Raw genomic sequence first — 26,338 nt, 5'->3', positions numbered from 1 at the left:
TGATAAGGTTTTGATGATTATGCATTAACTAATAATGATGATTTTCTTGATTATTGCGATTTACTTGCTACACTTAAATAACCCCGATTATGGATAAGAAATACATGGTTTATTAGGTTTAAGTTGGTAAGCAATAAGAGCAGAGAATAGAGAAGTAAAAAAATTAATAGGTGATCGATGTCTGGAAGGAGTAATATTAAAATTCTCTTTTATGTAGCCAAAAATGGTTTCGATAATGAATCTCTTCCTTAAAAGGATTTTATCCAAAAGAGGTAATAAATAGTTTTTCATATCCTTTCTTATTCCGGTAATTTTTATTAAACCTTGCTTATAAAGTTTTGTAAACATTTTTTCTGAAATAAACTCCTTATCATCATAACACTTACCTTTTAGACCTTTTTTGATAACCATTGCTTCAAATGCAATTCTGTCATCAACATTACCTTTGGTAATTTTAACAGCAATAATTTCTCCCTTATCATTGATTATCATATGAAGCTTGAATCCAAAAAACCAATCGACAGAACTACGTCCCATTTTTGCAAGATTATTAAAAGTTCTGTTAGAATTAATTCTGATATTTTTACATACTGCAAAATGTGTGGAATCTGCATAATAAATTCCCGTTCTTTTCCCACTTAAGTAATGTAACATCACAATCAATGGCAGAAATAATGAAGGAATAAGCTGAACAAATCTCTCATAACAAGGTGGATTCCTGAACAAATTACCATTAATAATAAAGTTTTGGTAATAAGCTTTTAAATGTTTATATGCACTAAAATGGTAAAAATCATTATTGAGAGTTCTTCACTTAAGGAAAGCTTACCTTCTCTAAATCTTTGCTTATTACTTTTCAGCAATTGATGTTTTACCCATTTCTCATAAATTTTACAAAATTTATCTACTATACAAAATATTGTAGTATATTTACACATGTTATTAAACCTTTATTTTACTCCTTCAGTGCCCTATTTATATAAGGTTTAATAACTCTTGTAACCTTCCTTCCTCTCTATTCCTTATCCATAATCGGGGTTAAGTTAGATAAATTAATTGCTTTACTCTCTTACCCAATATATTGTTGTCATTTAATTGTCTTGTATAACATATTACCTGCTATTTCATATTGGGCTGATAATGGGAAATTTCTTAATACGTTGGTTACTTTTATAACAGTAATAATTATTTCTTTTTTAATTTATTTCTTTTAAAATTGAAAAGCCTATAGAGCATTATAGAAAAAGATATAAAACTCATAATTTAGCTTAATATTTAAAACTATGCTATATTACATAAATAAAATTCTTTCAAACAATAAGGTACAAGCTGTTATCTTAGGGATAATCGGGCTTGGTATTGTTACTGTTCTCACGTCATATAATATAGACGATCCGTCTTTTAACTCGGTCACAACAGAGTACCCTAATAATTTAGTCGGAATTTTTGGCTCTTATTTATCGGATTGTTTATATCAATTTTTTGGATTGGCTGCTTTTATTATACCGCTTGCTTGCTTTGTTTGGGTGAGAAATTGTTGGTATGGAAGATATCGCGGCTCATTTATCCGTATATTTGTAATGTTGCTCGCTCTCGTTAGCAGTAGCACGTTATTATCTAAGATTAAGCTAGAATTCATACCGGCAAATGCAGGCGGAGCTATTGGAATAATAGCTTCTAATTTTTTTGAGCGATTTACAAATCAACTATACTTATTATTAATATTTTTTACCTTTATTATATTAGTTGTTTTACTTGAAATTAAATTTACTTCTTTAAGTAATTTTATTATTAAGCTAGGTAAATTTTTAATCTATCGGGTACAATCTTTTTTACATAATGTATTTTCACGATTGTCGTCGATAAGATTATTCCCTACTAAAAAAAGTGATAAGATAACTATAACTTCTTCTTACCAAAAGCCTGTAAGTGAAAAAGTAAAATTCACTGAAGAAGCAAGACCCATACCTGCAAATCCTATAAAATTCTTTAGCAAACCTGTTAGCCCTAAAATATCTCAAAGCGAAATAGCAGAATTGCCGCCTATTTCCTTATTACGTGATCCTGAAAACCATCATGTAAAAGGGGCTTCTTCCTCAGAGCTTAAACAAAAGGCTGAAGAGTTATTAACCGTGCTTAATGATTTTGGAGTTAAAGGGCAGATAATTAATATCAATCAAGGACCGGTGGTAACTCAATATGAATTTGAGCCGGCAGCAGGTACTAAAACATCAAGGGTAGTAGGATTATCTGGCGATATAGCACGCTCACTATCTGCTTTATCAACAAGGATAGCAGTCATACCCGGCAAAAACGTACTTGGTATTGAGCTTCCTAATAAGCAACGTGAATTCTTTTGTTTGAAAGAGCTTATAGAGACTCCCGAATACCAAGACAAATCAACTTTATTGCCGTTAGTCTTGGGTAAAGATTTAGCAGGTAAGCCGTTAATTGCCGATCTTGCTAAAATGCCTCATTTATTAGTAGCAGGAACCACCGGCTCAGGTAAATCCGTCGGTATTAATGCGATGATTGTATCGCTCTTATACCGCTATACTCCCGAAGAATGCCGCTTTATCATGATCGATCCAAAAATGCTTGAATTATCGGCTTATGATGGAATACCGCATTTGCTAACTCCCGTGGTAACCGAGCCTTCTAAGGCGGTAGTTGCTCTTAAATGGGCAGTTAAGGAAATGGAAAACCGTTATAGAATGATGAGCAATATCGGTGTTAAGAATATCGCAGGTTATAATGCAAAAATCTTAGAAGCGGTTAAAGAGAATAGAGTAATTGAGCGTTCGATTCAAACGGGTTTTGATCCTGAAACCGGTAAGCCTATTTACGAAACTGTTACGATGAATATGGAAAAACTACCTTACATTGTGGTTATTGTTGATGAGATGGCTGATTTAATGCTAATTGCCGGTAAGGATATTGAAATGCTGATTCAAAGGCTTGCTCAAATGGCAAGAGCGGCAGGCATTCATATTATTATGGCAACGCAAAGACCTTCTGTAGACGTTATTACCGGTGTTATTAAAGCCAATTTTCCAAGTCGTATTAGCTTTAAAGTTACCTCTAAAATCGATAGCCGAACGATTTTAGGCGAGCAAGGCTCCGAGCAGTTACTCGGTATGGGTGATATGCTATTTATGGGTAATACTTCAAAGATAAGTAGGGTACACGGACCGTTTGTTAATGAAGCCGAAATTGAGAAAATTACGGAATATTTGAAAGAGACCGGTACACCTGAATATATCTCTGCCGTTACCGAGCAGTCTGAAGAAGACGATAGTAGCATTGATATCGGTGACGGCACATCTGATGAAGTGCTTTACAAAAAAGCCGTGCAGATAGTGCGTGACGAGCGAAAATCTTCCATTAGCTATATCCAAAGGTCGCTTAGAATCGGCTATAACAAAGCCGCCAACTTAGTTGAGAAGATGGAGAAAGAGAGAATAGTCTCACCACCGAATCATACAGGTAAAAGAGAGATATTATTGCCTGAGAGGTAAATGTCATTCCCTCGAAGGCGGGAATCCAGTACTTTTAGCTGTCATACCGTGGCTTGACCACGGGATCTTGTATCACAGACTTCGTGGCAATCTCGTCAAATATCCTGAGATTGCTTCGTCAATTACTTGCGTAATTTCCTCGCAATGACGACTCGGTATCTACATTTATCATTGACATTATTAATATATTTTAATAATTGCCGCCGCAATATATTAAATAATGGAAATAATTCAATGACTACCTCTAACACTGGAACCAGACACCCAAGTTACTATGCCTCATATGCAAAAATTACCCCTAAAGATTATATAATATCACGTCTTAAAGCTTTAAAAGCTAAGATAGCGAAAGTAAACCCGATGGCTATAAGAGATAATAAATGGTCGGATTTACATATAGCGGTAGGGTCTAAAGAAATAAAGTTAGTAGAAGCTTTGTGTAATGAAAAAAATATTAATGCTACAGATGCTAAATGTAGAACTCCTTCGGAGTTAGCAATACTTGGTCATGATTTAGAAATAGTAAAATTTTTAGTTCAGATGGGAGGAAAGATTGGTCCTAACATGTATGGTTGGTCTGCTATTCACTTAGCAATAAAAATCGGTAATGTGTAGAAATGGTAGAATATTTATATGAGAATACGGAATTTCAAAAGTACGATAAATATGGCTATACTTTACATGATTGGGCAAGAGCAATGGGGAATGGTAAAATAGTACAATTTTTTCATGATAAAAATCATAATAATAAAACGCCTCTAGAGCTAGCCGTAGAATCGAAAAATATCTCGTCAGTAAAAGCGTTAATTAGCAAAGGTGCTAAATTTGATATTAAAAGCGAACTCGGTTATAAGATTTTTGAACTTGCTATTGATTCTGAAGATTTGAGATTAATATAGTATCTAACCCTGATTATGGATAAGAAATACATGGTTTATTAGGTTTAAGTTGGTAAGCAATAAGAGCAGAGAATAGAGAAGTAAAAAAATTAATAGGTGATCGATGTCTGGAAGGAGTAATATTAAAATTCTCTTTTATGTAGCCAAAAATGGTTTCGATAATGAATCTCTTCCTTAAAAGGATTTTATCCAAAAGAGGTAATAAATAGTTTTTCATATCCTTTCTTATTCCGGTAATTTTTATTAAACCTTGCTTATAAAGTTTTGTAAACATTTTTTCTGAAATAAACCCCTTATCATCATAACACTTACCTTTTAGACCTTTTTTGATAACCATTGCTTCAAATGCAATTCTGTCATCAACATTACCTTTGGTAATTTTAACAGCAATAATTTCTCCCTTATCATTGATTATCATATGAAGCTTGAATCCAAAAAACCAATCGACAGAACTACGTCCCATTTTTGCAAGATTATTAAAAGTTCTGTTAGAATTAATTCTGATATTTTTACATACTGCAAAATGTGTGGAATCTGCATAATAAATTCCCGTTCTTTTCCCACTTAAGTAATGTAACATCACAATCAATGGCAGAAATAATGAAGGAATAAGCTGAACAAATCTCTCATAACAAGGTGGATTCCTGAACAAATTACCATTAATAATAAAGTTTTGGTAATAAGCTTTTAAATGTTTATATGCACTAAAATGGTAAAAATCATTATTGAGAGTTCTTCACTTAAGGAAAGCTTACCTTCTCTAAATCTTTGCTTATTACTTTTCAGCAATTGATGTTTTACCCATTTCTCATAAATTTTACAAAATTTATCTACTATACAAAATATTGTAGTATATTTACACATGTTATTAAACCTTTATTTTATTCCTTCAGTGCCCTATTTATATAAGGTTTAATAACTCTTGTAACCTTCCTTCCTCTCTATTCCTTATCCATAATCGGGGTTAGTTATGCTCCTGCCGGTGGACATTTAGAATTTGGAGAAACATTTGAAGAATGTGCTATCCGTGAAGTCTTAGAAGAAACAAATCTAATCATTGAAAACCCACAATTTATAGCGGTGACTAACGATTTTTTTGAAAAAGAGCAAAAGCATTATGTCTCGATTTTTCTTAAAGCTCATTGTTTAAATGAACATGAATTACAAAATCTTGAACCTGACAAGGTAGAAAGTTGGCAGTGGTTTGCTCTTGATAACTTACCTGATAATCTTTTTCTACCTCTAAAAAGACTAATTGAGAAACAATGTTATTTATATAAAGAAATTATTGATTAACCCAATTTATCTAATTTTAAATATCCGGATGCGTATTTGTGTAAAACACTAGAAATAAGAGTTTGATAAGGCATCCCCTCCTGTACTGCAATTCTTTTTATATGATTTAAATCGTATAACGGCAATCTAATATTAATTCTTTCCAATTTTTTAAAAAAATTAGCTGCTGCGATTTTAGCTATATTTTTTTGGTTCTCTAGTTCTTTTCCAGGTAACTCTAAAAGTTCACCTTTTTCAAAATAATCTAATATTTCTTGTTCTTCTTCAGTCAATTTGTATTTTTTCACAATCTAAACCTTAGTTTGACAATATAATCATAACTTAGCAATATTAATAAATGATCACCTTATTTAAATTATGATAATACAGATTTTGTTGTTGCGGTGGATTTAGTGGTGGGTTTGAGAAGACTTGAACTTCCGACCTCACGCTTATCAGGCGTGTGCTCTAACCAGCTGAGCTACAAACCCACAATATAGAGATGTGGTGAGCTCGCCGGGATTCGAACCCGGGACCCTTTGATTAAAAGTCAAATGCTCTACCGACTGAGCTACGAGCTCTTAAATATATTTATGCTTTTTCTGTGTGTCATCCTGTGGTCAAGCCACGGGATGACATCTAAGTATAAAATATATTCAAAAATTATGTTTTACTTTATCGCCAAAAAAGGCTAATTTGTCAACAATTATTTTTTAATTTAAATATAGGCAGTTTATGCAGCATCAGGACGTGGCTATAATTATCCCCTCAAGGCTAAGTTCAACTAGGCTTAAACAAAAACCTTTACAGCTTATCGGCTCTATAACTTTAATCGAGCGGGTATTAAAACAAGTAAATCAGACTAACCTTAAGCATATATACGTTGCAACCGATTCGGAAGAGATAGCAAAAATTATTAAAAAAGTCGGAGGGAAAGTAATATTTACCGATAGCAATATCCCTACCGGCACTGATCGTACTTATGAAGCTTTTAAATTAATTCCAAATAATCAAAATATTAATTACATAGTTAATGTACAGGGAGATATGCCTTTCATTGAACCTAGCTCTATTTTGAAAATTATAGAATATTTAAAAAACAGCGAATACGATATTGTTACACCGGTAGTAAAAGTAGATAGGGAATCAGTGGAAGCTAGTAGTAATGTTACCGTAGCGGTTGACTCAGCGGGAAAAGCATTGTATTTTTCGCGTAGTCTTATTCCAAACGGTGCAGAAGAATTTTTATATCATGTAGGCATGTATGGTTTTCGCAAAAACGCTTTAGAAAAATTTGTATCTCTTAAGCCAACTTTTTTAGAAAAAACAGAACGTTTAGAACAATTACGTGTCCTTGAAAACGGTATGACTATAGGTACATGTTTAGTTGAGAATGTTCCTATTTCCGTAGATACGGAAGAAGACTTAAAAAAAACAGTAAAATTTTACGAAAATATTAATAAACTAGGCTTATAATAAATAATGGTACGTTTCATTTTTGTTACCGGCGGCGTTGTTTCATCACTCGGTAAAGGTCTAACGGCAGCATCTCTTGCTATGCTATTACAAGAGAAAGGATTTAAAGTTTGCGTACGAAAACTAGACCCTTATCTTAACGTCGACCCTGGGACTATGAATCCTCACGAACACGGGGAAGTATATGTAACGGATGACGGAGCAGAAACCGATCTAGATCTTGGCCATTATGAACGTTTTACCGGAGTTTCCTCGTGCAAGTTTGATAGTATCACGACAGGAGCGATATACTCAAAATTACTTAAAGATGAACGTTTAGGAAATTACACCGGCGTTACCTTTCAAATCATCCCGCATGTTACGAATATAATAAAAGATTTTATACTTTCAAACACCAAGGGTTTTGATTTTATTATTTGTGAAATAGGCGGTACAGTCGATGATATTGAAGGTCTACCGTTTTTTGAAGCTATAAGGCAAATCGGTAACAAATTAAAAAGCAAAAATTGTTTATTTATTCATTTAACATTATTATCTTATGTTAAAACCGCCCGTGAATTAAAAACAAAGCCTACCCAACACTCAGTTAAAGAATTACGTGCTATAGGTATTTCACCTAATATACTAGTCTGTCGTGCAAAACGTAATATTTCAAAAAGCGAAATAGATAAAATAGCTTTATTTTGTAATATAGAATCTGAATATGTTATTCCGGCAATAGATCAAAAAAATATATATTTAGTACCGATTGCGTATCATAAATTCAGGTCTTGACAATAAAGTATTAAAATTTTTTAATATTAATGTCGTGCCGTCCAAATTAGATAAATGGCATGATATAATTGGTAGGCTAAAAGATTCTAATTCAAAAGTAAGAATCGCTATAATAGCTAAAAAAGATGCTTATAAATCAGTAATCGAGGCACTTATGCAGGTATTTATTACAAATACAAAATTGACTTAGTATGGATAAATGCTGAAAATCTAACTGAAGAGAATATTAATAAAAAATTATTAGATATAGACGGGATTTTAGTACCGGGCGGATTTGGAAAACGGGCAACTGAAGGAAAAATTATAGCAATAAAATATGCCCGTACTAATAACATACTTTTTTTTGGAATATGTTTCGGTATGCAATTTGCGACAATCGAAATAGCTCAGAATTTAATCGGTATTAAAGATGCAGTAACGGAAGAATTTAAAGTAGACGGTACAAAAATTATTGAGAAAATAAATAAAAACCGTGAAGACTCAAAAATAACAATTAAAAATGTAAAAAAGACTATGAGGCTTGGCTCTTATCCTTGTAGTTTGGTTGCAAGTACCATTGCAGCTAATGCTTATAAAAGCCTTGAAATAAATGAGAGACATCGTCATAGATATAAATTTAATAATAAAACGGAGTAGTATTTAGCGGTTTTTCAAAAGATGAAGAGATTGTAGAAATAATTGAACTACCGGCACTTCGTTGGTTTGTAGGAGTACAATTTCATCCAGAATTTAAATCTAAACCTTTTGAAGGTTATCCTTTATTTATTGAATTTGTTAAGGCTGCAATTGAGTATAATAAATGTAATTAACAACAATATATGAGACTATTTTAAAAAATCTTGATATAGTTTTTATTATAGTCTAGGTTGCATAAAAAATAATATAGCCGGACAGTTTTTGAAAAGCGTTTGATGTCATTCCCGCGAAAGCGGGAATGACATATAAAGCTCTAAGCCTTGCAAAAACATAACATTTTTAAAAACTATTCGGTACTAAAAAAATAAGCTCATAGTAAATCAATGGATGCCGTGGATTCTAACTTCACAATTTGGAATAAAGCCAGAAACAGTAAATTTAGGCATATAGTATGGCCGATTAGATCGTATGAATTAACTAAATTCATCCCGATGGCTTTACTAATGTTTTTTATTCTACTTAATCAAAACTTAGTTCGTAGTATTAAAGATAGTTTTGTTGTTACCTTAATTAGCTCGGAAGTATTGAGTTTTATCAAACTTTGGGGCGAAATGCCGATGGGAATTTTATTTGTTATCCTTTATTCTAAACTCTGTAATATTATGACAACAGAGCAGGTTTTTAGGATAATTACCGGTACTTTTTTATTTTTCTTCGCAATTTTTGGTTTTATTTTATTTCCGTACAGAGAGTTTTTTCATCCCGATCCCGAATTAGTTAAACATTATATAACCCTTCTTCCCCATTTAAAGTGGTTTTTAATAATCTGGGGACAATGGAGCTTGGTATTGTTTTATATTATGGGCGAATTATGGCCGGTTATAGTTTTTACTCTTTTATATTGGCAGCTTGCAAATAAAATTACTAAAGTCGAAGAAGCACCGAGATTTTACTCATTTTTTACTTTATTTGGACAAACTAATTTACTCATCTCAGGAACCGTAATTATTTATTTTGCTAAGAGCGAGCATTTCTTATTACCTTTATTTTCTCATCTAAACGATACAAATGAAATCCTTTTAAAGTCTTTTATTACGGTTATTTTAATATCCGGATTAATTTGTCTAGCTCTTCATAAATTTATTGATAAATCAGTCGTAGAAGCTGACAAAAATATTAAATTTAAAAATCAAAGAACGGATATATTAAAATTAAGCTTGGTCGAAAGTGCAAAAGTAATATTGACTTCTAGATATCTCGGTTTTATTTGTCTTCTTGTAATGTCTTATTCTATGAGTATTAGCCTAATAGAAGGATTATGGATGTCAAAAGTAAAACAACTCTATCCTGCTACAAAGGATTTTATATCCTATCACGGTGAAGTGTTTTTTTGGACGGGAGTACTCACGTTAGTTAGTGCGTTTTTAGGAAGTAGTTTAATTAGAATATGCGGCTGGTTTTGGGGAGCTATTATAACACCGATTATGATGTTTGGAGCAGGTGTTATGTTCTTTTCATTCACGGTTTTTGAAAATCATCTAGGAAATATCGTAAATACTCTCGGCTATAGTTCGCCGCTTGTCGTTATAGTTTTTATCGGCGGACTTTGGCATATACTTTCCAAATCCGTAAAATATTCACTTTTTGATGCTACTAAAGAAATGGTATATATTCCGCTCGATAGTGAAATGAAGACCAAAGGTAAAGCTGCCGTTGATGTTATGGGTACTAAAATCGGTAAATCAATAGGTGCTATTATTCAATTCATATCCTTTAGTATTTTCCCGAACGCCGTACATAACGACATAGCCGGCTTATTGATGTTTAGCTTTGTAAGCGTATGTCTATTATGGCTATATGGCGTGAAAGTTTTATCAAAATATTATAATAAGATGATACAACGTTGATAAGGGTATCCATTCCTGCGAAGGCTTGCTTGCGTTGATACCTAATCGTCATGAGCTACGCAGCCGTAGGCTGCGTGACAATCCAGTAAAAAATAAAAAGATGCTAAAGATTAGCATTTTTAAACTGGATTGCTTCGTCAAAATTTTCAATTTTTCCTCGCAATGACGGGAAAACCAATCCACGCAGGAATGACATCAAACCATACAACAAGGTCGGCTTGACCACTAGTGACAATCGTGAAATCGATCCACGTAATAGTTGATCAAACTAATGTATTTTGAGCATCCTCTCCTATTAATCCTTGATCAAGCAAATCAAAAGCCTCATCCAAGCACTTATATACTGCATTTTCTTGAGCTACTTCCGAATAATCTTCGATTAACCCTAGATTTTGACAAGTAATAACAAGTTTAGCTTTTAAACCATCACTCTCTTGATTTTCAATATAATCTAATATTATTTTTGAAACAGCTTGGCTGCTATCCTTTGCTTTTTCATATTTATTTTTTAAGCTCTGTAATCTGTCAACATATACTCTTAACGTCTCTACTTCTTTACTTTGATGTATTAAACCCTTTGTTTTTTCAATTCGTTTTATTAACCGCTCTGCCTCTTCATGCGGTTCTTTACATTGTCTTACTAAATTTGCTTTTGTAAAATTAGTATTAGCATTATTATGCATTAATAGTGAAAGAATAATTTTGTTTTCTACTGAGTTACGACCACAGTAATGTAATACTTCACCCATCTGTTTATAGTCATTCACCGTAGCACCATATTCAAGTAACATTTTGGCTTTTTTAAAATTACCTGTAACCTCTAAAGCTGTTTTATCATTCTCATCTCGTATATTAGGATCAATACCTTTTTGAAGTAACTTTTTAAGATCTGCTAAGTCAGTTATATAATGTAACCCCGATTATGGATAAGAAATACATGGTTTATTAGGTTTAAGTTGGTAAGCAATAAGAGCAGAGAATAGAGAAGTAAAGAAATTAATAGGTGATCGATGTCTGGAAGGAGTAATATTAAAATTCTCTTTTATGTAGCCAAAAATGGTTTCGATAATGAATCTCTTCAAAAGGATTTTATCCAAAAGAGGTAATAAATAGTTTTTCATATCCTTTCTTATTCCGGTAATTTTTATTAAACCTTGCTTATAAAGTTTTGTAAACATTTTTTCTGAAATAAACTCCTTATCATCATAACACTTACCTTTTAGACCTTTTTGATAACCATTGCTTCAAATGCAATTCTGTCATCAACATTACCTTTGGTAATTTTAACAGCAATAATTTCTCCCTTATCATTGATTATCATATGAAGCTTGAATCCAAAAAACCAATCGACAGAACTACGTCCCATTTTTGCAAGATTATTAAAAGTTCTGTTAGAATTAATTCTGATATTTTTACATACTGCAAAATGTGTGGAATCTGCATAATAAATTCCCGTTCTTTTCCCACTTAAGTAATGTAACATCACAATCAATGGCAGAAATAATGAAGGAATAAGCTGAACAAATCTCTCATAACAAGGTGGATTCCTGAACAAATTACCATTAATAATAAAGTTTTGGTAATAAGCTTTTAAATGTTTATATGCACTAAAATGGTAAAAATCATTATTGAGAGTTCTTCACTTAAGGAAAGCTTACCTTCTCTAAATCTTTGCTTATTACTTTTCAGCAATTGATGTTTTACCCATTTCTCATAAATTTTACAAAATTTATCTACTATACAAAATATTGTAGTATATTTACACATGTTATTAAACCTTTATTTTACTCCTTCAGTGCCCTATTTATATAAGGTTTAATAACTCTTGCAACCTTCCTTCCTCTCTATTCCTTATCCATAATCGGGGTTAATGTAGGGTACTTTTGTTTTCTGGGCTACCTACCGTATCAAAGCTTACATCTTTACTGTTCTTGCTATTAAGACTATTGTTAATACTAACGCATAAATCGTGAAACACATCTGGAACGGTTTTACATTCTTTTGTATTACTCCCCTTTCCCACACAAGATTTAATAATATTTATCAACTTAGAAATTTTAGGCATAGTTATTTTATTAAAATTCCATGTTTCATGGTATTTTCGACTCGGCATTATATTAATTAATCTATTTTAATCAAAGTCAATGTGAATGGTTAATTCATAAAAATTAACCAACTAACAATATAATTTAAAAATTCTTTTTTCTTGAATGTATTTGTAATATAGTAATAGGCATATTTAATATTTGTAGAGGGAGTAATGAAAAAAAATCCAAAAATCTCATTAATAGGTAGCGGTAACATAGGTGGTACGCTTGCTCACTTAATTAGCCTTAGAGAACTCGGCGATATCGTGTTATTTGATGTGGCTGAAGGAGTACCGCAAGGAAAAGCATTGGATCTCATGCAAGCCGGTACAATAGCCGGGTCTAATATCAAAATAAAAGGCACAAACGACTATAAAGATATTGAAGGATCTGATACCATAATTATTACTGCCGGTTTACCAAGAAAACCAGGGATGAGTAGAGACGATTTAATTAGCATTAACACCGGTATTATGAAAACGGTTGCAGAGAATGTTAAAAAATACGCTCCTGATGCCTTTGTAATAGTAATTACCAATCCACTTGATGTTATGGTATATGTCATGCTTAAAGAAAGCAGGCTACCTCATAATAAAGTAATAGGTATGGCAGGCGTACTTGACTCATCAAGATTTAATCTTTTTCTTGCTGAAGAATTTAAAGTATCGGTTAGCAATGTTAATAGCACGGTTCTCGGCGGTCATGGTGATGCAATGGTACCTCTTGCAAGATATTCTACAATATCAGGCGTACCGATACCTGACTTGATAAAAATGGGCTTATCAAGTAATGAGCGTATTGAAAAAATAATTGATCGTACTAGAAACGGCGGCGGTGAGATTGTTGCATTACTTAAAACAGGTTCTGCTTATTATGCTCCCGCAGCCTCAGCAATAGAAATGCTTGAAGCATATTTAAAAGATAAACGTCAAATTCTAACTTGTACCTCTTATTTACAAGGTGAGTACGGCGTACATGATTTATATGTCGGAGTACCTATTATTATCGGTAAAGAAGGTGTTCTAAAAGTAATAGAACTACAGTTAACTGCAGAGGAAAAAGCACTATTTGATAAATCAGTCGAAGGAGTTAAAAAACTCATTGAGACGATAAAATAAATGATAAAATTATATTAATGAAGCACAAATGCAACAATATTTAAAATATTGAATTAATACTAATTATTTAGTGTTGTTAATTTAACATAAATGGTATTACATTTTGGTTTATTTTTATTAATAGAGGGAAATTATGAAACATAAGAATGAATTAGACCAGCTAATAAGAAATCTTTATTTAATAAAAAATACTATATTTAAATAATATTTTAGAAACAGATAAACTAGCTATAACACGTACAACTAATTTTATAGAAGCTCTAATAAATAAAATAGACCCTAGAAAACCGGGATCGTATGTTTCTCAGCAACAAACTAACTTTAAAGTAGCAAATGATAAAAATATACAGGGTGCTAGTAAAGAAATTTATCTAAAAAACCTACCTATTAGTATTGGTAAAGTTGAAGGCTTTAAGGAAGACAGAAAAGGTAGAAAAGCAAAGGCTCAACTTGATGTCCTAATATCCCCTTCAGATTTTTCAGAATTATTAAGACTAAGTAATTCATTACCGGTCACTAATGAGCAAGGACTAGAAATAAAGGACAATATTAATCTATTGCAATTGATGGAAGAAGTTGTTCAGAAAGTAGGGAAAAGAGCTTAAATATACAACAAGATAAAAAAGTACTTGCCTCACAAGAAAATGAACAAGCTATAACACACGGTCAACAAAAAGTAGAACTTAGCCTTAAAGAAGCGATAATAAAGTTAAGGGAAGCAGTTCAAGAAACAATCAAAAATCCAACTAATAATGAAGAATTTAATAAGACATCAAAAGAAATTTTAGATTTGATTAATAATATCAACTCTCATCAACCATCTAGATTACAGGCAGCTAGAAATAAAATCCTGAGTAGTGGAGGAAGCCCTAATACTAAAAATACAAAAATAGAGGAATTTTTTCTTGAACAACATGAATGGGATAAATTTCAAGAATTAAGAGAAAGATTACAAAAAATAAAAGAGCCTAGAGAAAAATTAGATGAAATGAAAAATTTTTATGATGTGATTAATTCATTAGATAAAAATATCATTCTAGGAGTAATGCAAGAGAAACAAAAAGTGCAACAAGCTTCCAATCAAAAAGCACAAGAGATTATAAGAAGTAAATTTTTATACCTTGATAATGCCGGGAATTTTTCAGATGGTTTACAAAATTTATTTGAGAAGTTAAAAAATAAAGAAGAGACAGAGGAAAAAGAACTCATAGAAGCTTCTAAAAATATACTCAGCAAAAGTATATCAGTAAATAAAAATTACTTTCGTAATACTAATAATTCAAGCGAATTAGATTTACAATATAAGATGTTGTTAATAGATCATGCAGATAATATCTCGCAAAATATAAAGGAGGCTCTAGTCTTATATGCCGGAAGTAATAACAATAACAAAATTGATATATTATCTGAAGAATTAGCAAATAAATTTAAAAATATATCAAATTTAAATACAGCAAAAGATAAGTTAACGGCGACAAAAGAACTACAAAAATCTATCCAACAAAAAGAAGTAAACAATGAAAGACTTACTCAAGAAGAAATAAGATAATATTTATAAGACACTAGGTATATTTGAAGAAATTAAGGAATATGAAAAGAGCGAAAATTCACGTGATCCTCGCTTGTTAAATAAAAATTACTATAAGCTAACTGATCCGCGTCAGGAGCATAGAAGCGATAATATAGCTTTAGAGTGGGATGACACCGGAATGCTACCTCCTTCCCAAAATAGTGCCGTTTTAGATAAATTAAAAGAAGCAGTAGATGATTATATATCTGAGCTACAAAATGAAAAGCTATCTAAAGACACATCCCCAAAACACGTTAATATCAACAATGTATTACCTAAAATACGTAACTTGTTTAATGATGAATTAGCTAAAGATACGCCTCCAAAGCAGGTTGAGACAATAACTCATCTAATGCAGGAAGCAATACCGACTCCTCCTGCTCTTTCCTGGAATACTCATCCTATATTCGGTGATACAATAAAGTTCTTAAAGAGATTTAAAGAAGAGATCGATAAATTTCCACAAGATTATACTAAAGCCTCTACCATACCTCTATATTTAAGTAATGTTAATAGAAATTTAGGAAGAAGTGAATTTTTAGCAAGTATGGTATCGACTTCCCAAAAAGATGAGAGAATTAACAATATATTAGATAAGCTTCAAAAAATTTCTACTAATTGTAGTAAGATAAGTAATAGTGATGATAAGTTTAATAAAGAGATTAAAGAATCTTTTGTAGAAATTAATACCATATTAAAAAATATAATAGAATAAAGGACCTGAAATAGAATATTTAACCCCGATTATGGATAAGAAATACATGGTTTATTAGGTTTAAGTTGGTAAGCAATAAGAGCAGAGAATAGAGAAGTAAAGAAATTAATAGGTGATCGATGTCTGGAAGGAGTAATATTAAAATGTAAAAGTAAAGAATTGATCTGACAGTTAAGGATTGTTGGGTACGAAGAAAAAAGATAAGATAGTACCTGGCAAGTTTTAACAACCTACTAAAAAGGAGACTGTCAGATGACAACATATCAAGAAAAAATCATAAAGCCAAGAATCGGTTTATTAAAACTCGCTGAACAATTAGGGAATGTATCACAAGCTTGCAAAGTAATGGGTTATAGCAGGGATACATTTTATCGTTACAAAGAGCTCCATGATCAAGGTGGGGAGGGGGGAAGCTCTATATGAGATGACTAGACGTAAAGCTTGCATTAAGAATCGTGTGCCCGCAAATATAGAGGATGCTGTAGTTAATATAGCTGTTGAATTTCCAGCATTTGGTCAGGAACGTGCTGCTAATGAATTACGCAAAAGTGGGATAATCATTTCTGGTGGCGGAGTTAGATCTGTGTGGTTACGTCATGATTTAGAAAGTTTCAAAAAACGTCTAAAAGCTCTAGAGACTAAAGTAGCAAATGATGGTATTGTTTTAAGTGATAATCAACTTGCTGTTCTTGAAAAAGTTAAAAACCAACGTGAAGCTAGTGGTGAAATAGAAACTATGCACCCTGGCTACCTTGGTTCACAAGATACTTACTATGTTGGTAATATTAAAGGCATAGGCCGTATTTATCAGCAAACTTTTGTCGATACCTATTGAGGAGTAGCTATTTGTAAACTCTATACCGAAAAGACGGCTATTACAGCTGCAGACCACTTAAATGATAAGGTTATTCCATTCTTTGCAAACCATGATATCCCTCTGCTTAGAATATTAACTGATAGAGGTACGGAATATTGTGGAAAACCAGAAAACCATGCTTACCAACTATATCTTGGCATTGAGAATATCGATCATTCCAAAACTAAAGCATATAGTCCTCAAACCAACGGTATCTGTGAGCGTTTCCATAAAACTATGCAGGAAGAGTGCTATCACATTCTATTCCGCAAAAAATTTTATAATTCACTTGATGAATTGCAAACAGATATAGATAACTGGCTTGTGAGTTACAATAATGCAAGACCTCATTCCGGTAAACATTGCTTTGGTAAAACACCAATGCAATCTTTTACAGATTCACTTTATATTGCTAAAGATAAAAATATTGGTAATATTGGTAATATAGATAAAAATATTGGTAATATAGAGAGAATATCAGACAATTTGATGATTGCCCATCAAGCTGCCTGATTACTCAACTCTGTCAGATTAAGTCGTAACTTGTACAATTAAAATTCTCTTTTATGTAGCCAAAAATGGTTTCGATAATGAATCTCTTCCTTAAAAGGATTTTATCCAAAAGAGGTAATAAATAGTTTTTCATATCCTTTCTTATTCCGGTAATTTTTATTAAACCTTGCTTATAAAGTTTTGTAAACATTTTTTCTGAAATAAACCCCTTATCATCATAACACTTACCTTTTAGACCTTTTTGATAACCATTGCTTCAAATGCAATTCTGTCATCAACATTACCTTTGGTAATTTTAACAGCAATAATTTCTCCCTTATCATTGATTATCATATGAAGCTTGAATCCAAAAAACCAATCGACAGAACTACGTCCCATTTTTGCAAGATTATTAAAAGTTCTGTTAGAATTAATTCTGATATTTTTACATACTGCAAAATGTGTGGAATCTGCATAATAAATTCCCGTTCTTTTCCCACTTAAGTAATGTAACATCACAATCAATGGCAGAAATAATGAAGGAATAAGCTGAACAAATCTCTCATAACAAGGTGGATTCCTGAACAAATTACCATTAATAATAAAGTTTTGGTAATAAGCTTTTAAATGTTTATATGCACTAAAATGGTAAAAATCATTATTGAGAGTTCTTCACTTAAGGAAAGCTTACCTTCTCTAAATCTTTGCTTATTACTTTTCAGCAATTGATGTTTTACCCATTTCTCATAAATTTTACAAAATTTATCTACTATACAAAATATTGTAGTATATTTACACATGTTATTAAACCTTTATTTTACTCCTTCAGTGCCCTATTTATATAAGGTTTAATAACTCTTGTAACCTTCCTTCCTCTCTATTCCTTATCCATAATCGGGGTTAATTAGCAAAGGAGCTGTGGTATCAATAATACGACCAGCAGAAAAAGGTGATTTTAATGATATGTTAAAATCCCAAGGAGCAGAATCAGTCAGAAATCTTATAGAGCCTGAAATAGCAAAATTAACAGTAGCTAGCAATGTAGCTGAACTTAAATCATCCTTAAAAGCAAGTGATGATAGAAAATCACAATTTCAGTCTATAGAATTACTATTTTCAAAAATGGTAAATAACGATAATAACGGACTAAATAATTTGCAGCAACAGCAAATACAAGCTTTAGCACAGTTTGGCAAAACAGAGAATATCAATACCGCAATACAAATCTACAGAGAAAAAGGTATAGATTCTTGTCTGCTCTATAGTAACAAAATTTGCATAGCAGCAATAGAGAAGAAGATACAGAAGGATTTACAAATTATGCAGAATAAATTTGATCCTAATTATAATCTTGGTGATAAAAGATTTTCTGATATAGTAATATATGATTTTCAAGGCAAAAGCCATCTCGTTCCTGAAGATTACTTAAATGCCATAGGAAAAGATAAACAAGTAATGCAGTACATAAGTCCAAACTCAGAAATAGATAAAGAAATAAAAAATACGGTAAAGAATTGCTCTAAGATCAAACTAAATCAAGGAATAAGAGTTTAGAGTGTAGTGTAATAATATTTTATCAAGTTAAAAAATGTCAACATATGAGTGAACAAGGAAACCTGCTGGGTGATCCAGATAAGGATAAAAAGAAATCTAAGCATGATAAGATATTTCGTAAGGCACTGGAGAATCCTCTAGTTGCCCATGAGTTCTTTAATGCACATTTGCCCCCAAATATTAAAAGTTTAATAGATTTTCCTAGTTTAGCAATGAAAAATACCACTTTTGTAGAAAGCTCTTTAAAAGATTCTATCTCTGATGTTTTATTCTCATGCAAATTTGATAAACAAGACGGATATTTATTTTTGCTTGTCGAGCATCAATCAAAAGCAGATCATTTCATGCCTTTTAGGCTATTTAAATATATGATTAATATTTGTGAGCGACATTTAATACAAAATCCTCAAGCTAAGACTTTACCATTAATATACCCGATGATATTTTATAATGGTCAGTAGAAATACAATGTTGCAAGGAATTTATGGGATTTATTTGCTAATAACAAATTAGCAAAAGAATTATGGATTAATGATTACCAGTTAGTGAATGTTCATGAAATACCAGATGAGGAGTTTAAACAAAGAATATGGTCAGGGATATTAGAATTTTTTCTCAAACATATACATGAGAGGGAATTATTAAAAAGATGGCAAGAAATATCAGATATATTACCGGAATTAACTAAAATAACGATAGGTTATGATTATCTAGAAATGATATTATATTATACTTTGACAAAGATAGAGCAAGCTGATAAAATAAAGCTAGAGAATTTATTAACAAAGTTGAATCCAGAAATAGGAACAAGGCTTATGAGAAGTTTAGCACAGCATTGGCAACAAGAAGGGAAAGAACTAGGTATTCTTGAAGGCTTACAAGTTGGTGAAGCTAAAGGTATCCAAATCGGTGAAGCTGAAGAAAGAGTTGAGATAGCAAAAAAAATGCTATCCCAAGGTTGTAATGTTTCTTTAATTTCTAGTGTAACAGGTCTTGATGAAGCTTTTATTAGTTCTTTAGAGTAAATATGTTTTTTGTAAAATTTACTCTATACAAATTCTGAAATAACAAAAAAGTTTTTTATGCACAGCTTACCTCTAAAACTTGTAATACTAAATTAGCGATTTAAATGGGCATTATAATAGAATTTTTCTTTATAAGGTATCCCCCTCCATCAAACAATTGAAATCTTTTAAAAATGCCATTAAAATGGTTTTATGTTTTTGGATTTAAATCAAGTTTGTAAATTCATTTGTAATTTAGTAATTGGGAAATTACCCAAAAGTTTTACATAATAGGTAAGATCTTCTAGATTCATAATTTCAGAAGGCATTACTAATAATTTTCTTCTTTCTAGGTGGTTCATATTCACTCCATCACGCATGGAGTTAGCTCCGTATGAGAGACTTTCTTGAGTTTCAATAATTTCTTGCTCACCAAGCATTAAAGCTGATTTATGTGCTATCTGCTGATCACTCACTCGAAAAATAAATTTGCTACCAAATAGATCAAGCATTGAAGCTGCTCCTGCATGACCATATATTTCCTCTAATTGATGAATATTCTGCATACCTGCAACAACGCAGCCACCATATTTCCTGCTTTCAGCTAAAGCTATAGGGAGTGAAGATATCTTTTGTAAAGCTGGCAGCTCATCAATCACAAACCACATATTACTATGAGTATTATTGATGTTCCTATTCATTAATGCTTTTATCGCTATGCTAATCCATGCAGCAATAAGTGGTCGTAGCATTCTCTTTGATTAGGAGTATTAGTTATAAATAACCAACCTTTGTCCGCAGTAAACCACTTTCTAATACTAAACCTACCATCAGGCTTTAAATGTTGCAGAGCTTCAATATTTTTACTAATAGTTGCTTGAATACCTGAAGAAGTCTCAGGTGCATTACTGCTAATTATACCAGCTACTGCACTATTCTTAAAGATCCTAACAAATTCTTTATTATTTGCATAAAGAATAGTATTTATTAGCTTTTTGATATCTTTACTATCATGATATAATCTTAATCCTTCAGCTAATACTAACTCAGCACTTTTAGCAAAAAAATCATCTAATTTTGGATTATAATTACTAAAACTACTGGCTATATCATTAAAATCCCAAATTGCATGACAATCATTCCACGGTAACCATGCTGAAGTATTCTCTTGCAAAGGATTAAGTATCTTATCACATTTGGGATCAAAAAATCTATCAGTAAAGCTACCTGTTAAATCAACAATAATTGCTCTACCACACTCTTTTCTAATCTGAGGTAACAGCTCATTTAACATGTTAGTTTTACCACTACCTGTAGTACCGGTAATAAGAATATATCTCCTTTCACTATTTTTAACTAATGGCAATCCAGAAAAACAAATGTTAGCAGCTTGTTTGTTTTTATAAAGCATTTTTGCTAAAGTTTTAGCTTCCACAAAATCTGCTCCCCTAATCTTATCTTGGATAACAGCTTTTTTACCTCAATACATAAAAAAGATGATAGCAGTAAATAGACCAATAGTAAAAGTAATAATACCTTCTTGCCAAGCTGAATGCAATAAGAATTGCCCAAATTGATTGATATTATGCGAATGTGGTGTAATATGCCAGAATTTATGAACAAATTCTTCAGCATTACGGTAAACCCAAGCTTTTTGCTCTAAATAATAGAATTGAATACTTATTTGTAGGATAAAAATATTCTCCTATAGCAAGTTTTAATTGTACGTATCGTTCTATGATAAAATAATATAGACTTATCAAAGATAATTTCTGAAATACTCGCCATATTAGCCAAGATACAGTAAATACCAATCCAACTATTAAAGCATTATACTGCCTTGCCCAAGCATTCTCATCTGATGAGCAAAAATTTGTGAACCACGAGTAAAATTATTTTGATTTTGTGGTTGCATAGAATTACAAATTATTTTTTATTATCTTTAATTTTTCTTCAAACTCATCAGCCATAAGATCATTACCTAATTTTCTTAAAGCTTTAATTATTGCTTCATATTCTTCTATAAGATTAGGTTTGTATTTAATAGCTAAATTAAAATTTTCCTTAGCTTCTTTATGTTTACCTAAATTAACTAAAACAATACCTTTTTCTAAGTAACTTTCAGCATAATCAGATTTATACTTAATAGCTAAGTCGTAGCTCTTAATTGCTTCTTCATATTTACCTAATTTTCTAAAAGATACTCCTTTTTCTAAGTATGATGCTATATAATTAGGATCATATTCGATTGCTAAATCACAATTTTCTATTGCTTCATGATGTTTTTTTAATATGTTTAAAGAGATAGCCTTGTTATAGTATGCTTCTACACAATTGGGCTGATATTTAATGGCTATATTACAGGTTTCAATTGCTTCTTGATATTTTCCTAAGTTTATTAAAGCTGCACCTTTATTGTTGTAAGCATCTGCATAATCAGATTTATATTTAATAGCTAAATCATAGTTTTCTATCGCTTCCTGATGTTGCCATAAAGACATCAAAGATATTCCTTTGTTGTAATAAGCTTCCGGATATCTAGGATTATATTTAAGAGCAGTATCAAAATTTTCTATTGCATTTTGGTATTCTCCTAAGTCATTTAATGCACTACCTTTATTATTATAAGCTGCTGCATTTACCTAATTTATAAAGAGATCTTCCAATATTAAAATACTCTTCTGCTAAAATATTGGGATCTTGAATCTTGCTTTGTGGATCTATTGGTTGTGGTTTTTCATTAACAATACTAGTGGTATTTTCTGCAAAAGCACTGCTAAAAAATATTAATGGTAAGATAAATATGAATGCTAATTTTTTGATATTTGCGATTTAAAACTATTCATGATTATTTCCCTCCTATTTAATACCAGTTAGCAGTAATAAATGATTAGCTCCTCGCTTATAGGATAAAAGATATGTCTTATCAGCTGAGATATGTTTATTCTCAGAAAACCAATAACGAAATGTGCCATTTATTAATACTCCATCTTTAGTAATCTTTGTTTTCTTAAGAAAGAATACTGATGATACATTTGAGCCTTTCACAAATTGTAAATGCTCTTTAAAGAATTTACCTAGCTGCTCCGTATTACTAGACACCACTTTTAAATCAGCTATTTGACGCTCTACCTCCTCGGGTGAAGTAGTAAATAATTCTTTCATTACAAAAACAGCCCATTCTCTTAAGTAAGTCTCATGATAGCTTTTTGATGATACTATCATCCTGCGATCTGGCTCTATGGCTGGAATTAATAACCATTGATCTTCTTTAGTAATTACTTTGATCATGCTAAGTAAGCAAGTAAGTGCAAGTAATAATGTAATCAGTAATAATCTCTTGTTATATTTAACTAATTCTTGAATAGAGCTTTGCTTAAATAAATGATCCATTACTTTTTTCCAACTACTTACCTACTTTTTTACCAAGTAGATTAGGATAAGAAGTAGGAGCATGTAGCCATTTCTTAGCTACTAAATAACTCTTACGCACAAAATATTCTGATACTTTCTTAAACTTCTTAAACATATAGCAGAGCGTAATACCGATAATAATGCACATGACCCCAAGCTTGGCATTCCCGCTATTAAGCAAAACTATTCCAGGTACTATCCCAAGTAATACGACAAACCACTCATCTAAGCTTAAACCCATATATTTTAAGGAAGTAGATAGTGACCAGTATAATCTTTGATTAGAGCAATTATTGTTCATATTAACGAGCTTGATAGACATTATAGATCATGACATTAACATCCTAATTTGGACATTGCCAGTGAAGTTTTATATCAAAAATAAAAAAGCTATTATTTAACTTGAAACTGCGTTAATTGGGAGATGGAATGTTATTTATGACTTGCTGATAAAAAGATTTTTGTTTTTTGAAAGCTTTTTATGTTGACGGTAAACATATATTAGCTGTAAAATGAGTGGTGATAATACCCATATATTATATACCATAAATGATTTTATGACTATATTTTGCTTATAACATCTAATATGTCTTATCTAGGTTGTGATGGTAACTTCATTATATGTTTCTTCTTCCTAAATACTATAAATCTCTTATCCCACAAAGGAAAAAATTAATCTTGCTTAGTAAGATTGTTATTGACATGTTCTCTAGATAGCCAATTTTGCAAATACTGTCTTGCTACTATTGGATCATTGATAATAATTACATTTTCTGCATTCTTATAATCTGCATTCTTACTAAAATTAAAGCTGCCAGTAATTACTGTGTACTCATCAATAATCATAACTTTGTTATGAGCAATACCAGGTACGTTATCGATTAATACATCAATTCCTGCTGATTTAATTTTAGCAAGCTTGGAGTATTTAGAGTATAAATTGCTTTTGTCTAATAGGATTTTAACTTGTACACCTCGCTTATGGGCTGCAATTAAGGAATCTGCTATATCAACATCAGTAAAACCATATGCCTGAACATATATAGAGGTGCTCGCCTTATCTATTATCGCAGTGATAACTTTGCTACAACCGGATGGGGGAGTAAAGCATGTATCAATTTTACTAGAAGGCATCACAATTGCTCGTGACTCTTCTGGTATAATTTTACTTGGTATACTCATCTCATTCTGAGTAGAGTGAGCAGTTTGGACATCAGGACTAACTAATAGATTTAATATACTATGATCAATTGTTATACCTAAAGTAATACCTATAATTAGTGAAATAACTATATTATGGATATTTCGAGATTTTTTAGCTAATTTTACTTTATTCTCAAACATAAAATCCAAAAACTTCCATCATTGTTGCACTTTCGGGATCATTGCATCAATTGCCCTTTGCATGTATTCTCTAGCAGTATCATTCGCCAGTCTAGCATAAACTGCAGTTGATCTTGGATCCATATGATTGAGTAGTTGCCCAATAACATATTGATTTGCTCCAGTCATTGCCATCCAGCTTGGTATTGTTCTTCTTAAATCATGAATCCTTAAATTTTCTATAACTGCTTTTTTACAAATTCTGCTCCATGCCTTCTTTGGCTCTTGCAAGTGACCACTACTGCTGGTCTCACTTGAAAATACCCATTTACTAGTAGATTGCTCTTTTCTTGCTTTTAATATTTCTAATGCTTGATCTAACAAAGGTAAAGAATGAGACTTACCATTTTTAGGTTCTGGCAGATATAATTGTTTGTCAGTAAAACTTACTTGTTCCCACTTCATAGTAAGTAAATTATCTTTACGAACTGATGTATATAAAGCTATTAAGAAAAAATCCTTCATTACCTCGTTGTTCTCTTTGCTATTGCTGCAAAAAACTGCGGTATTTCTTCTCTAGTTAAATAACGGTCTCTAGATTGTTCCTTATGCTTTTGTATCCCAATAACTGGATTTACCTTAATCAATTCCCATTCTATTGCTTTGCTAAACATAGGTCTTAATATTTCAAGAAATCTATTGGCTCCATATTTACCAGTTTTAGTTAGGTTATTAAATAACTCTTGAATATCTGTGTTTTGAATCGTAGATATTTTTCTATTATATAAATGCCTAGCATATCGATTGACAGAAGCAGCATAATCCTTCCATCTTTTATTATTAATTTTACTGTATTCATCAAGGTATCTGTCATAAAACTCTTTAAAGGTAGGCTCTTTAGATAATCTAGCTTTTTCTTCTATAGGATTATATCCTTTGGCAATCTCACCCTTTAATTCAGATGCTTTGGCTCTAGCATCAGTAATGGATAGATCAGGAAATACTCCTATTTTGATTCTATGATACTTTTTGCTAAGTACTACCCCTAAATAAAATATTTTACTACCACCGTATGAAACGATTAGCAATAATCCTTTTTCTTTGGTATCTTTATATATATCTCGCTTTTCTTCTGGGGCTTTAATCTCCTGAAGTATCTCTTTAGTAAAAAGTAATGATCTAACTGGCATAATATTACCTACCACAGCTTAACTAAATATATACTTAAACTGTAATATGTTTTAATTGTAATAGCAAATTCTATATCCAATATAATTACAAAAACTTAACTTATCTTATTTTTTAATGTAATCAACTAATAATTGTAATTATTTATTCGTAAATTCAAATGGTCCAAGTAGATTGCAAGGTAAAAATTGATAATAAAATTTGACTTGCTATATGCTCATTATATCCACATGTTGTTTTCACATTTCTAATATTTTTTAGAGATTGACAAATTATTGTAACTCTACTACAGTTAAGCTATAATTTTTGGCACCCAAGAAAAGTACTATTAACATTAGGGTTATGAGCTATAAATTAGTGTATAAGAAAAAAGCAAAAAAGTAGGGCGAAACAAGCCGTTACGTTGACATTCAAACTCTACCAACTGAGCTATGACCCCAATATAGTCAATTGATTTGGACTCGCCTACATCGTCACTCGTCGCTATCCCATTATTTAGGCTTAACTCTTCGCTCCTTATATGCAAATCCCA

18 protein-coding genes, 2 tRNA genes and 9 pseudogenes are annotated in these 26,338 nt (G+C 31.6%); 13 read left to right on the top strand and 16 right to left on the bottom strand.

The genetic code is table 11. From position 1 onward, the window contains the following. Nucleotides 1–87: 87 nt before the first annotated feature. Nucleotides 88–738: an IS982 family transposase gene (locus RMONA_RS05030; RefSeq protein WP_242402841.1), complete on the bottom strand. Its 651-nt coding sequence runs from the start codon at nt 736–738 to the stop codon at nt 88–90. 545 nt (nt 739–1,283) lie between these two features. Between RMONA_RS05030 and RMONA_RS05025 the strand changes: the two genes are divergently transcribed. The 3 genes from RMONA_RS05025 (at nt 1,284) to RMONA_RS11490 (ending at nt 4,417) form a co-directional block, all read left to right on the top strand. Further along, a complete protein-coding gene (locus RMONA_RS05025) occupies nt 1,284–3,518 on the top strand; it encodes a DNA translocase FtsK (RefSeq protein WP_023508298.1) in 2,235 nt (744 codons plus the stop codon). Between the two features lie 234 nt (nt 3,519–3,752). Continuing rightward, complete coding sequence (locus RMONA_RS11495) at nt 3,753–4,133, top strand: ankyrin repeat domain-containing protein (RefSeq protein ID WP_023508299.1); 381 nt, start codon at nt 3,753–3,755, stop codon at nt 4,131–4,133. A 2-nt stretch (nt 4,134–4,135) separates the two neighbouring features. Continuing rightward, on the top strand, nt 4,136–4,417 hold the full coding sequence (locus RMONA_RS11490) for an ankyrin repeat domain-containing protein (protein ID WP_023508300.1): 282 nt from the start codon (nt 4,136–4,138) through the stop codon (nt 4,415–4,417). Nucleotides 4,418–4,430: 13 nt separating this feature from the next. On the opposite strand, the pseudogene RMONA_RS05015 reads toward RMONA_RS11490, so the two are convergent. Next, a pseudogene (locus RMONA_RS05015) lies at nt 4,431–5,120 on the bottom strand (IS982 family transposase); the annotation flags it as partial. 212 nt (nt 5,121–5,332) lie between these two features. On the opposite strand from RMONA_RS05015, the pseudogene RMONA_RS05010 reads away from it, so the two are divergent. After that, a pseudogene (locus RMONA_RS05010) lies at nt 5,333–5,614 on the top strand (nucleotide triphosphate diphosphatase NUDT15); the annotation flags it as partial. A 95-nt stretch (nt 5,615–5,709) separates the two neighbouring features. On the opposite strand, the gene RMONA_RS05005 reads toward RMONA_RS05010, so the two are convergent. The 3 genes from RMONA_RS05005 to RMONA_RS04995 all read right to left on the bottom strand — a co-directional run bounded on the left by RMONA_RS05005 (nt 5,710) and on the right by RMONA_RS04995 (nt 6,273). Continuing rightward, nucleotides 5,710–6,000, bottom strand: coding sequence for a CopG family antitoxin (locus tag RMONA_RS05005; RefSeq protein ID WP_023508304.1), 291 nt, complete (start codon nt 5,998–6,000; stop codon nt 5,710–5,712). Between the two features lie 106 nt (nt 6,001–6,106). Continuing rightward, nucleotides 6,107–6,183: transfer RNA gene (locus RMONA_RS05000), tRNA-Ile, on the bottom strand. A gap of 14 nt (nt 6,184–6,197) precedes the next feature. Continuing rightward, a tRNA-Lys gene (locus tag RMONA_RS04995) sits at nt 6,198–6,273 on the bottom strand. Between the two features lie 154 nt (nt 6,274–6,427). On the opposite strand from RMONA_RS04995, the gene RMONA_RS04990 reads away from it, so the two are divergent. The 3 genes and pseudogenes from RMONA_RS04990 (at nt 6,428) to tlc2 (ending at nt 10,485) form a co-directional block, all read left to right on the top strand. Continuing rightward, nucleotides 6,428–7,168, top strand: a complete 741-nt coding sequence (locus RMONA_RS04990; protein WP_046058395.1) for a 3-deoxy-manno-octulosonate cytidylyltransferase — start codon at nt 6,428–6,430, stop codon at nt 7,166–7,168. A gap of 6 nt (nt 7,169–7,174) precedes the next feature. Next, nucleotides 7,175–8,751: pseudogene (locus tag RMONA_RS04985) on the top strand (CTP synthase). Between the two features lie 210 nt (nt 8,752–8,961). Beyond that, entirely contained in the window at nt 8,962–10,485 is a 1,524-nt protein-coding gene (gene tlc2 / locus RMONA_RS04980) for a nucleotide exchange transporter Tlc2 (protein WP_023508306.1), read from the top strand. Nucleotides 10,486–10,748: 263 nt separating this feature from the next. Here tlc2 and RMONA_RS09675 read toward each other — a convergent pair whose 3' ends face one another. The 3 genes from RMONA_RS09675 to RMONA_RS04965 form a co-directional block, all read right to left on the bottom strand. Next, complete coding sequence (locus RMONA_RS09675) at nt 10,749–11,276, bottom strand: hypothetical protein (RefSeq protein ID WP_023508307.1); 528 nt, start codon at nt 11,274–11,276, stop codon at nt 10,749–10,751. Between the two features lie 129 nt (nt 11,277–11,405). Then, nucleotides 11,406–11,663: a transposase gene (locus RMONA_RS04970; protein WP_023508308.1), complete on the bottom strand. Its 258-nt coding sequence runs from the start codon at nt 11,661–11,663 to the stop codon at nt 11,406–11,408. A 41-nt stretch (nt 11,664–11,704) separates the two neighbouring features. Beyond that, nucleotides 11,705–11,968, bottom strand: a complete 264-nt coding sequence (locus tag RMONA_RS04965) for a transposase (protein ID WP_023507103.1) — start codon at nt 11,966–11,968, stop codon at nt 11,705–11,707. Between the two features lie 777 nt (nt 11,969–12,745). Here RMONA_RS04965 and mdh point away from each other — a divergent pair. From mdh to RMONA_RS04930, 4 genes and pseudogenes are all read left to right on the top strand, one after another. Further along, nucleotides 12,746–13,690, top strand: a complete 945-nt coding sequence (gene mdh, locus RMONA_RS04955; RefSeq protein WP_023508310.1) for a malate dehydrogenase — start codon at nt 12,746–12,748, stop codon at nt 13,688–13,690. A 790-nt stretch (nt 13,691–14,480) separates the two neighbouring features. Continuing rightward, nucleotides 14,481–15,239, top strand: a complete 759-nt coding sequence (locus RMONA_RS10410) for a hypothetical protein (protein WP_023508311.1) — start codon at nt 14,481–14,483, stop codon at nt 15,237–15,239. Between the two features lie 73 nt (nt 15,240–15,312). Beyond that, nucleotides 15,313–15,975, top strand: a complete 663-nt coding sequence (locus RMONA_RS11485) for a hypothetical protein (protein WP_023508312.1) — start codon at nt 15,313–15,315, stop codon at nt 15,973–15,975. Nucleotides 15,976–16,227: 252 nt separating this feature from the next. Then, a pseudogene (locus tag RMONA_RS04930) lies at nt 16,228–17,344 on the top strand (IS481 family transposase). 13 nt (nt 17,345–17,357) lie between these two features. Here RMONA_RS04930 and RMONA_RS08515 read toward each other — a convergent pair. Beyond that, entirely contained in the window at nt 17,358–17,534 is a 177-nt protein-coding gene (locus tag RMONA_RS08515; protein ID WP_242402797.1) for a transposase, read from the bottom strand. Nucleotides 17,535–17,575: 41 nt separating this feature from the next. Then, nucleotides 17,576–17,839, bottom strand: coding sequence for a transposase (locus RMONA_RS04925; protein ID WP_023507103.1), 264 nt, complete (start codon nt 17,837–17,839; stop codon nt 17,576–17,578). 384 nt (nt 17,840–18,223) lie between these two features. Here RMONA_RS04925 and RMONA_RS04920 point away from each other — a divergent pair. Next, nucleotides 18,224–18,877, top strand: a pseudogene (locus RMONA_RS04920) (hypothetical protein); the annotation flags it as partial. A gap of 44 nt (nt 18,878–18,921) precedes the next feature. Next, nucleotides 18,922–19,902: pseudogene (locus tag RMONA_RS04915) on the top strand (Rpn family recombination-promoting nuclease/putative transposase). A gap of 209 nt (nt 19,903–20,111) precedes the next feature. Here RMONA_RS04915 and RMONA_RS08510 read toward each other — a convergent pair. The 6 genes and pseudogenes from RMONA_RS08510 to RMONA_RS04885 all read right to left on the bottom strand — a co-directional run bounded on the left by RMONA_RS08510 (nt 20,112) and on the right by RMONA_RS04885 (nt 25,823). After that, nucleotides 20,112–21,796 (bottom strand): annotated as a pseudogene (locus tag RMONA_RS08510) (type IV secretion system DNA-binding domain-containing protein). A gap of 4 nt (nt 21,797–21,800) precedes the next feature. Further along, nucleotides 21,801–22,713: pseudogene (locus RMONA_RS11235) on the bottom strand (tetratricopeptide repeat protein). 27 nt (nt 22,714–22,740) lie between these two features. Beyond that, nucleotides 22,741–23,274, bottom strand: a complete 534-nt coding sequence (locus RMONA_RS04900; protein ID WP_023508320.1) for a TraE/TraK family type IV conjugative transfer system protein — start codon at nt 23,272–23,274, stop codon at nt 22,741–22,743. Nucleotides 23,275–23,287: 13 nt separating this feature from the next. Beyond that, entirely contained in the window at nt 23,288–23,596 is a 309-nt protein-coding gene (locus tag RMONA_RS04895) for a hypothetical protein (protein WP_023508321.1), read from the bottom strand. 371 nt (nt 23,597–23,967) lie between these two features. Next, the gene (locus tag RMONA_RS04890; RefSeq protein ID WP_023508322.1) at nt 23,968–24,639 is read right to left on the bottom strand and encodes a phospholipase D family nuclease; all 672 of its coding nucleotides are present in this window, start codon (nt 24,637–24,639) and stop codon (nt 23,968–23,970) included. Nucleotides 24,640–24,657: 18 nt separating this feature from the next. Continuing rightward, nucleotides 24,658–25,823: pseudogene (locus tag RMONA_RS04885) on the bottom strand (tyrosine-type recombinase/integrase). Nucleotides 25,824–26,338: the final 515 nt, after the last annotated feature.

It is taken from the genome of Rickettsia monacensis (genome assembly GCF_000499665.2).
Lineage (GTDB): Bacteria > Pseudomonadota > Alphaproteobacteria > Rickettsiales > Rickettsiaceae > Rickettsia > Rickettsia tamurae.
The sequence above is the reverse complement of the archived record's forward strand: the minus strand, read 5'-3'. Positions and strand labels throughout refer to the sequence as shown.

What these genes read in the sequence shown, in the direction of transcription:
- RMONA_RS04925 (WP_023507103.1), bottom strand. Translation starts at nt 17,839, where the DNA reads ATGTTACATTACTTAAGTGGGAAAAGAACGGGAATTTATTATGCAGAT.
- RMONA_RS08515 (WP_242402797.1), bottom strand. Translation starts at nt 17,534, where the DNA reads ATGTTTACAAAACTTTATAAGCAAGGTTTAATAAAAATTACCGGAATA.
- mdh (WP_023508310.1), top strand. Translation starts at nt 12,746, where the DNA reads ATGAAAAAAAATCCAAAAATCTCATTAATAGGTAGCGGTAACATAGGT.
- RMONA_RS04990 (WP_046058395.1), top strand. Translation starts at nt 6,428, where the DNA reads ATGCAGCATCAGGACGTGGCTATAATTATCCCCTCAAGGCTAAGTTCA.
- RMONA_RS11495 (WP_023508299.1), top strand. Translation starts at nt 3,753, where the DNA reads ATGACTACCTCTAACACTGGAACCAGACACCCAAGTTACTATGCCTCA.
- RMONA_RS05025 (WP_023508298.1), top strand. Translation starts at nt 1,284, where the DNA reads ATGCTATATTACATAAATAAAATTCTTTCAAACAATAAGGTACAAGCT.
- RMONA_RS11490 (WP_023508300.1), top strand. Translation starts at nt 4,136, where the DNA reads ATGGTAGAATATTTATATGAGAATACGGAATTTCAAAAGTACGATAAA.
- RMONA_RS04890 (WP_023508322.1), bottom strand. Translation starts at nt 24,639, where the DNA reads ATGTTTGAGAATAAAGTAAAATTAGCTAAAAAATCTCGAAATATCCAT.
- RMONA_RS04895 (WP_023508321.1), bottom strand. Translation starts at nt 23,596, where the DNA reads ATGAACAATAATTGCTCTAATCAAAGATTATACTGGTCACTATCTACT.
- RMONA_RS04900 (WP_023508320.1), bottom strand. Translation starts at nt 23,274, where the DNA reads ATGGATCATTTATTTAAGCAAAGCTCTATTCAAGAATTAGTTAAATAT.
- RMONA_RS04965 (WP_023507103.1), bottom strand. Translation starts at nt 11,968, where the DNA reads ATGTTACATTACTTAAGTGGGAAAAGAACGGGAATTTATTATGCAGAT.
- RMONA_RS04970 (WP_023508308.1), bottom strand. Translation starts at nt 11,663, where the DNA reads ATGTTTACAAAACTTTATAAGCAAGGTTTAATAAAAATTACCGGAATA.
- RMONA_RS09675 (WP_023508307.1), bottom strand. Translation starts at nt 11,276, where the DNA reads ATGTTACTTGAATATGGTGCTACGGTGAATGACTATAAACAGATGGGT.
- tlc2 (WP_023508306.1), top strand. Translation starts at nt 8,962, where the DNA reads ATGGATGCCGTGGATTCTAACTTCACAATTTGGAATAAAGCCAGAAAC.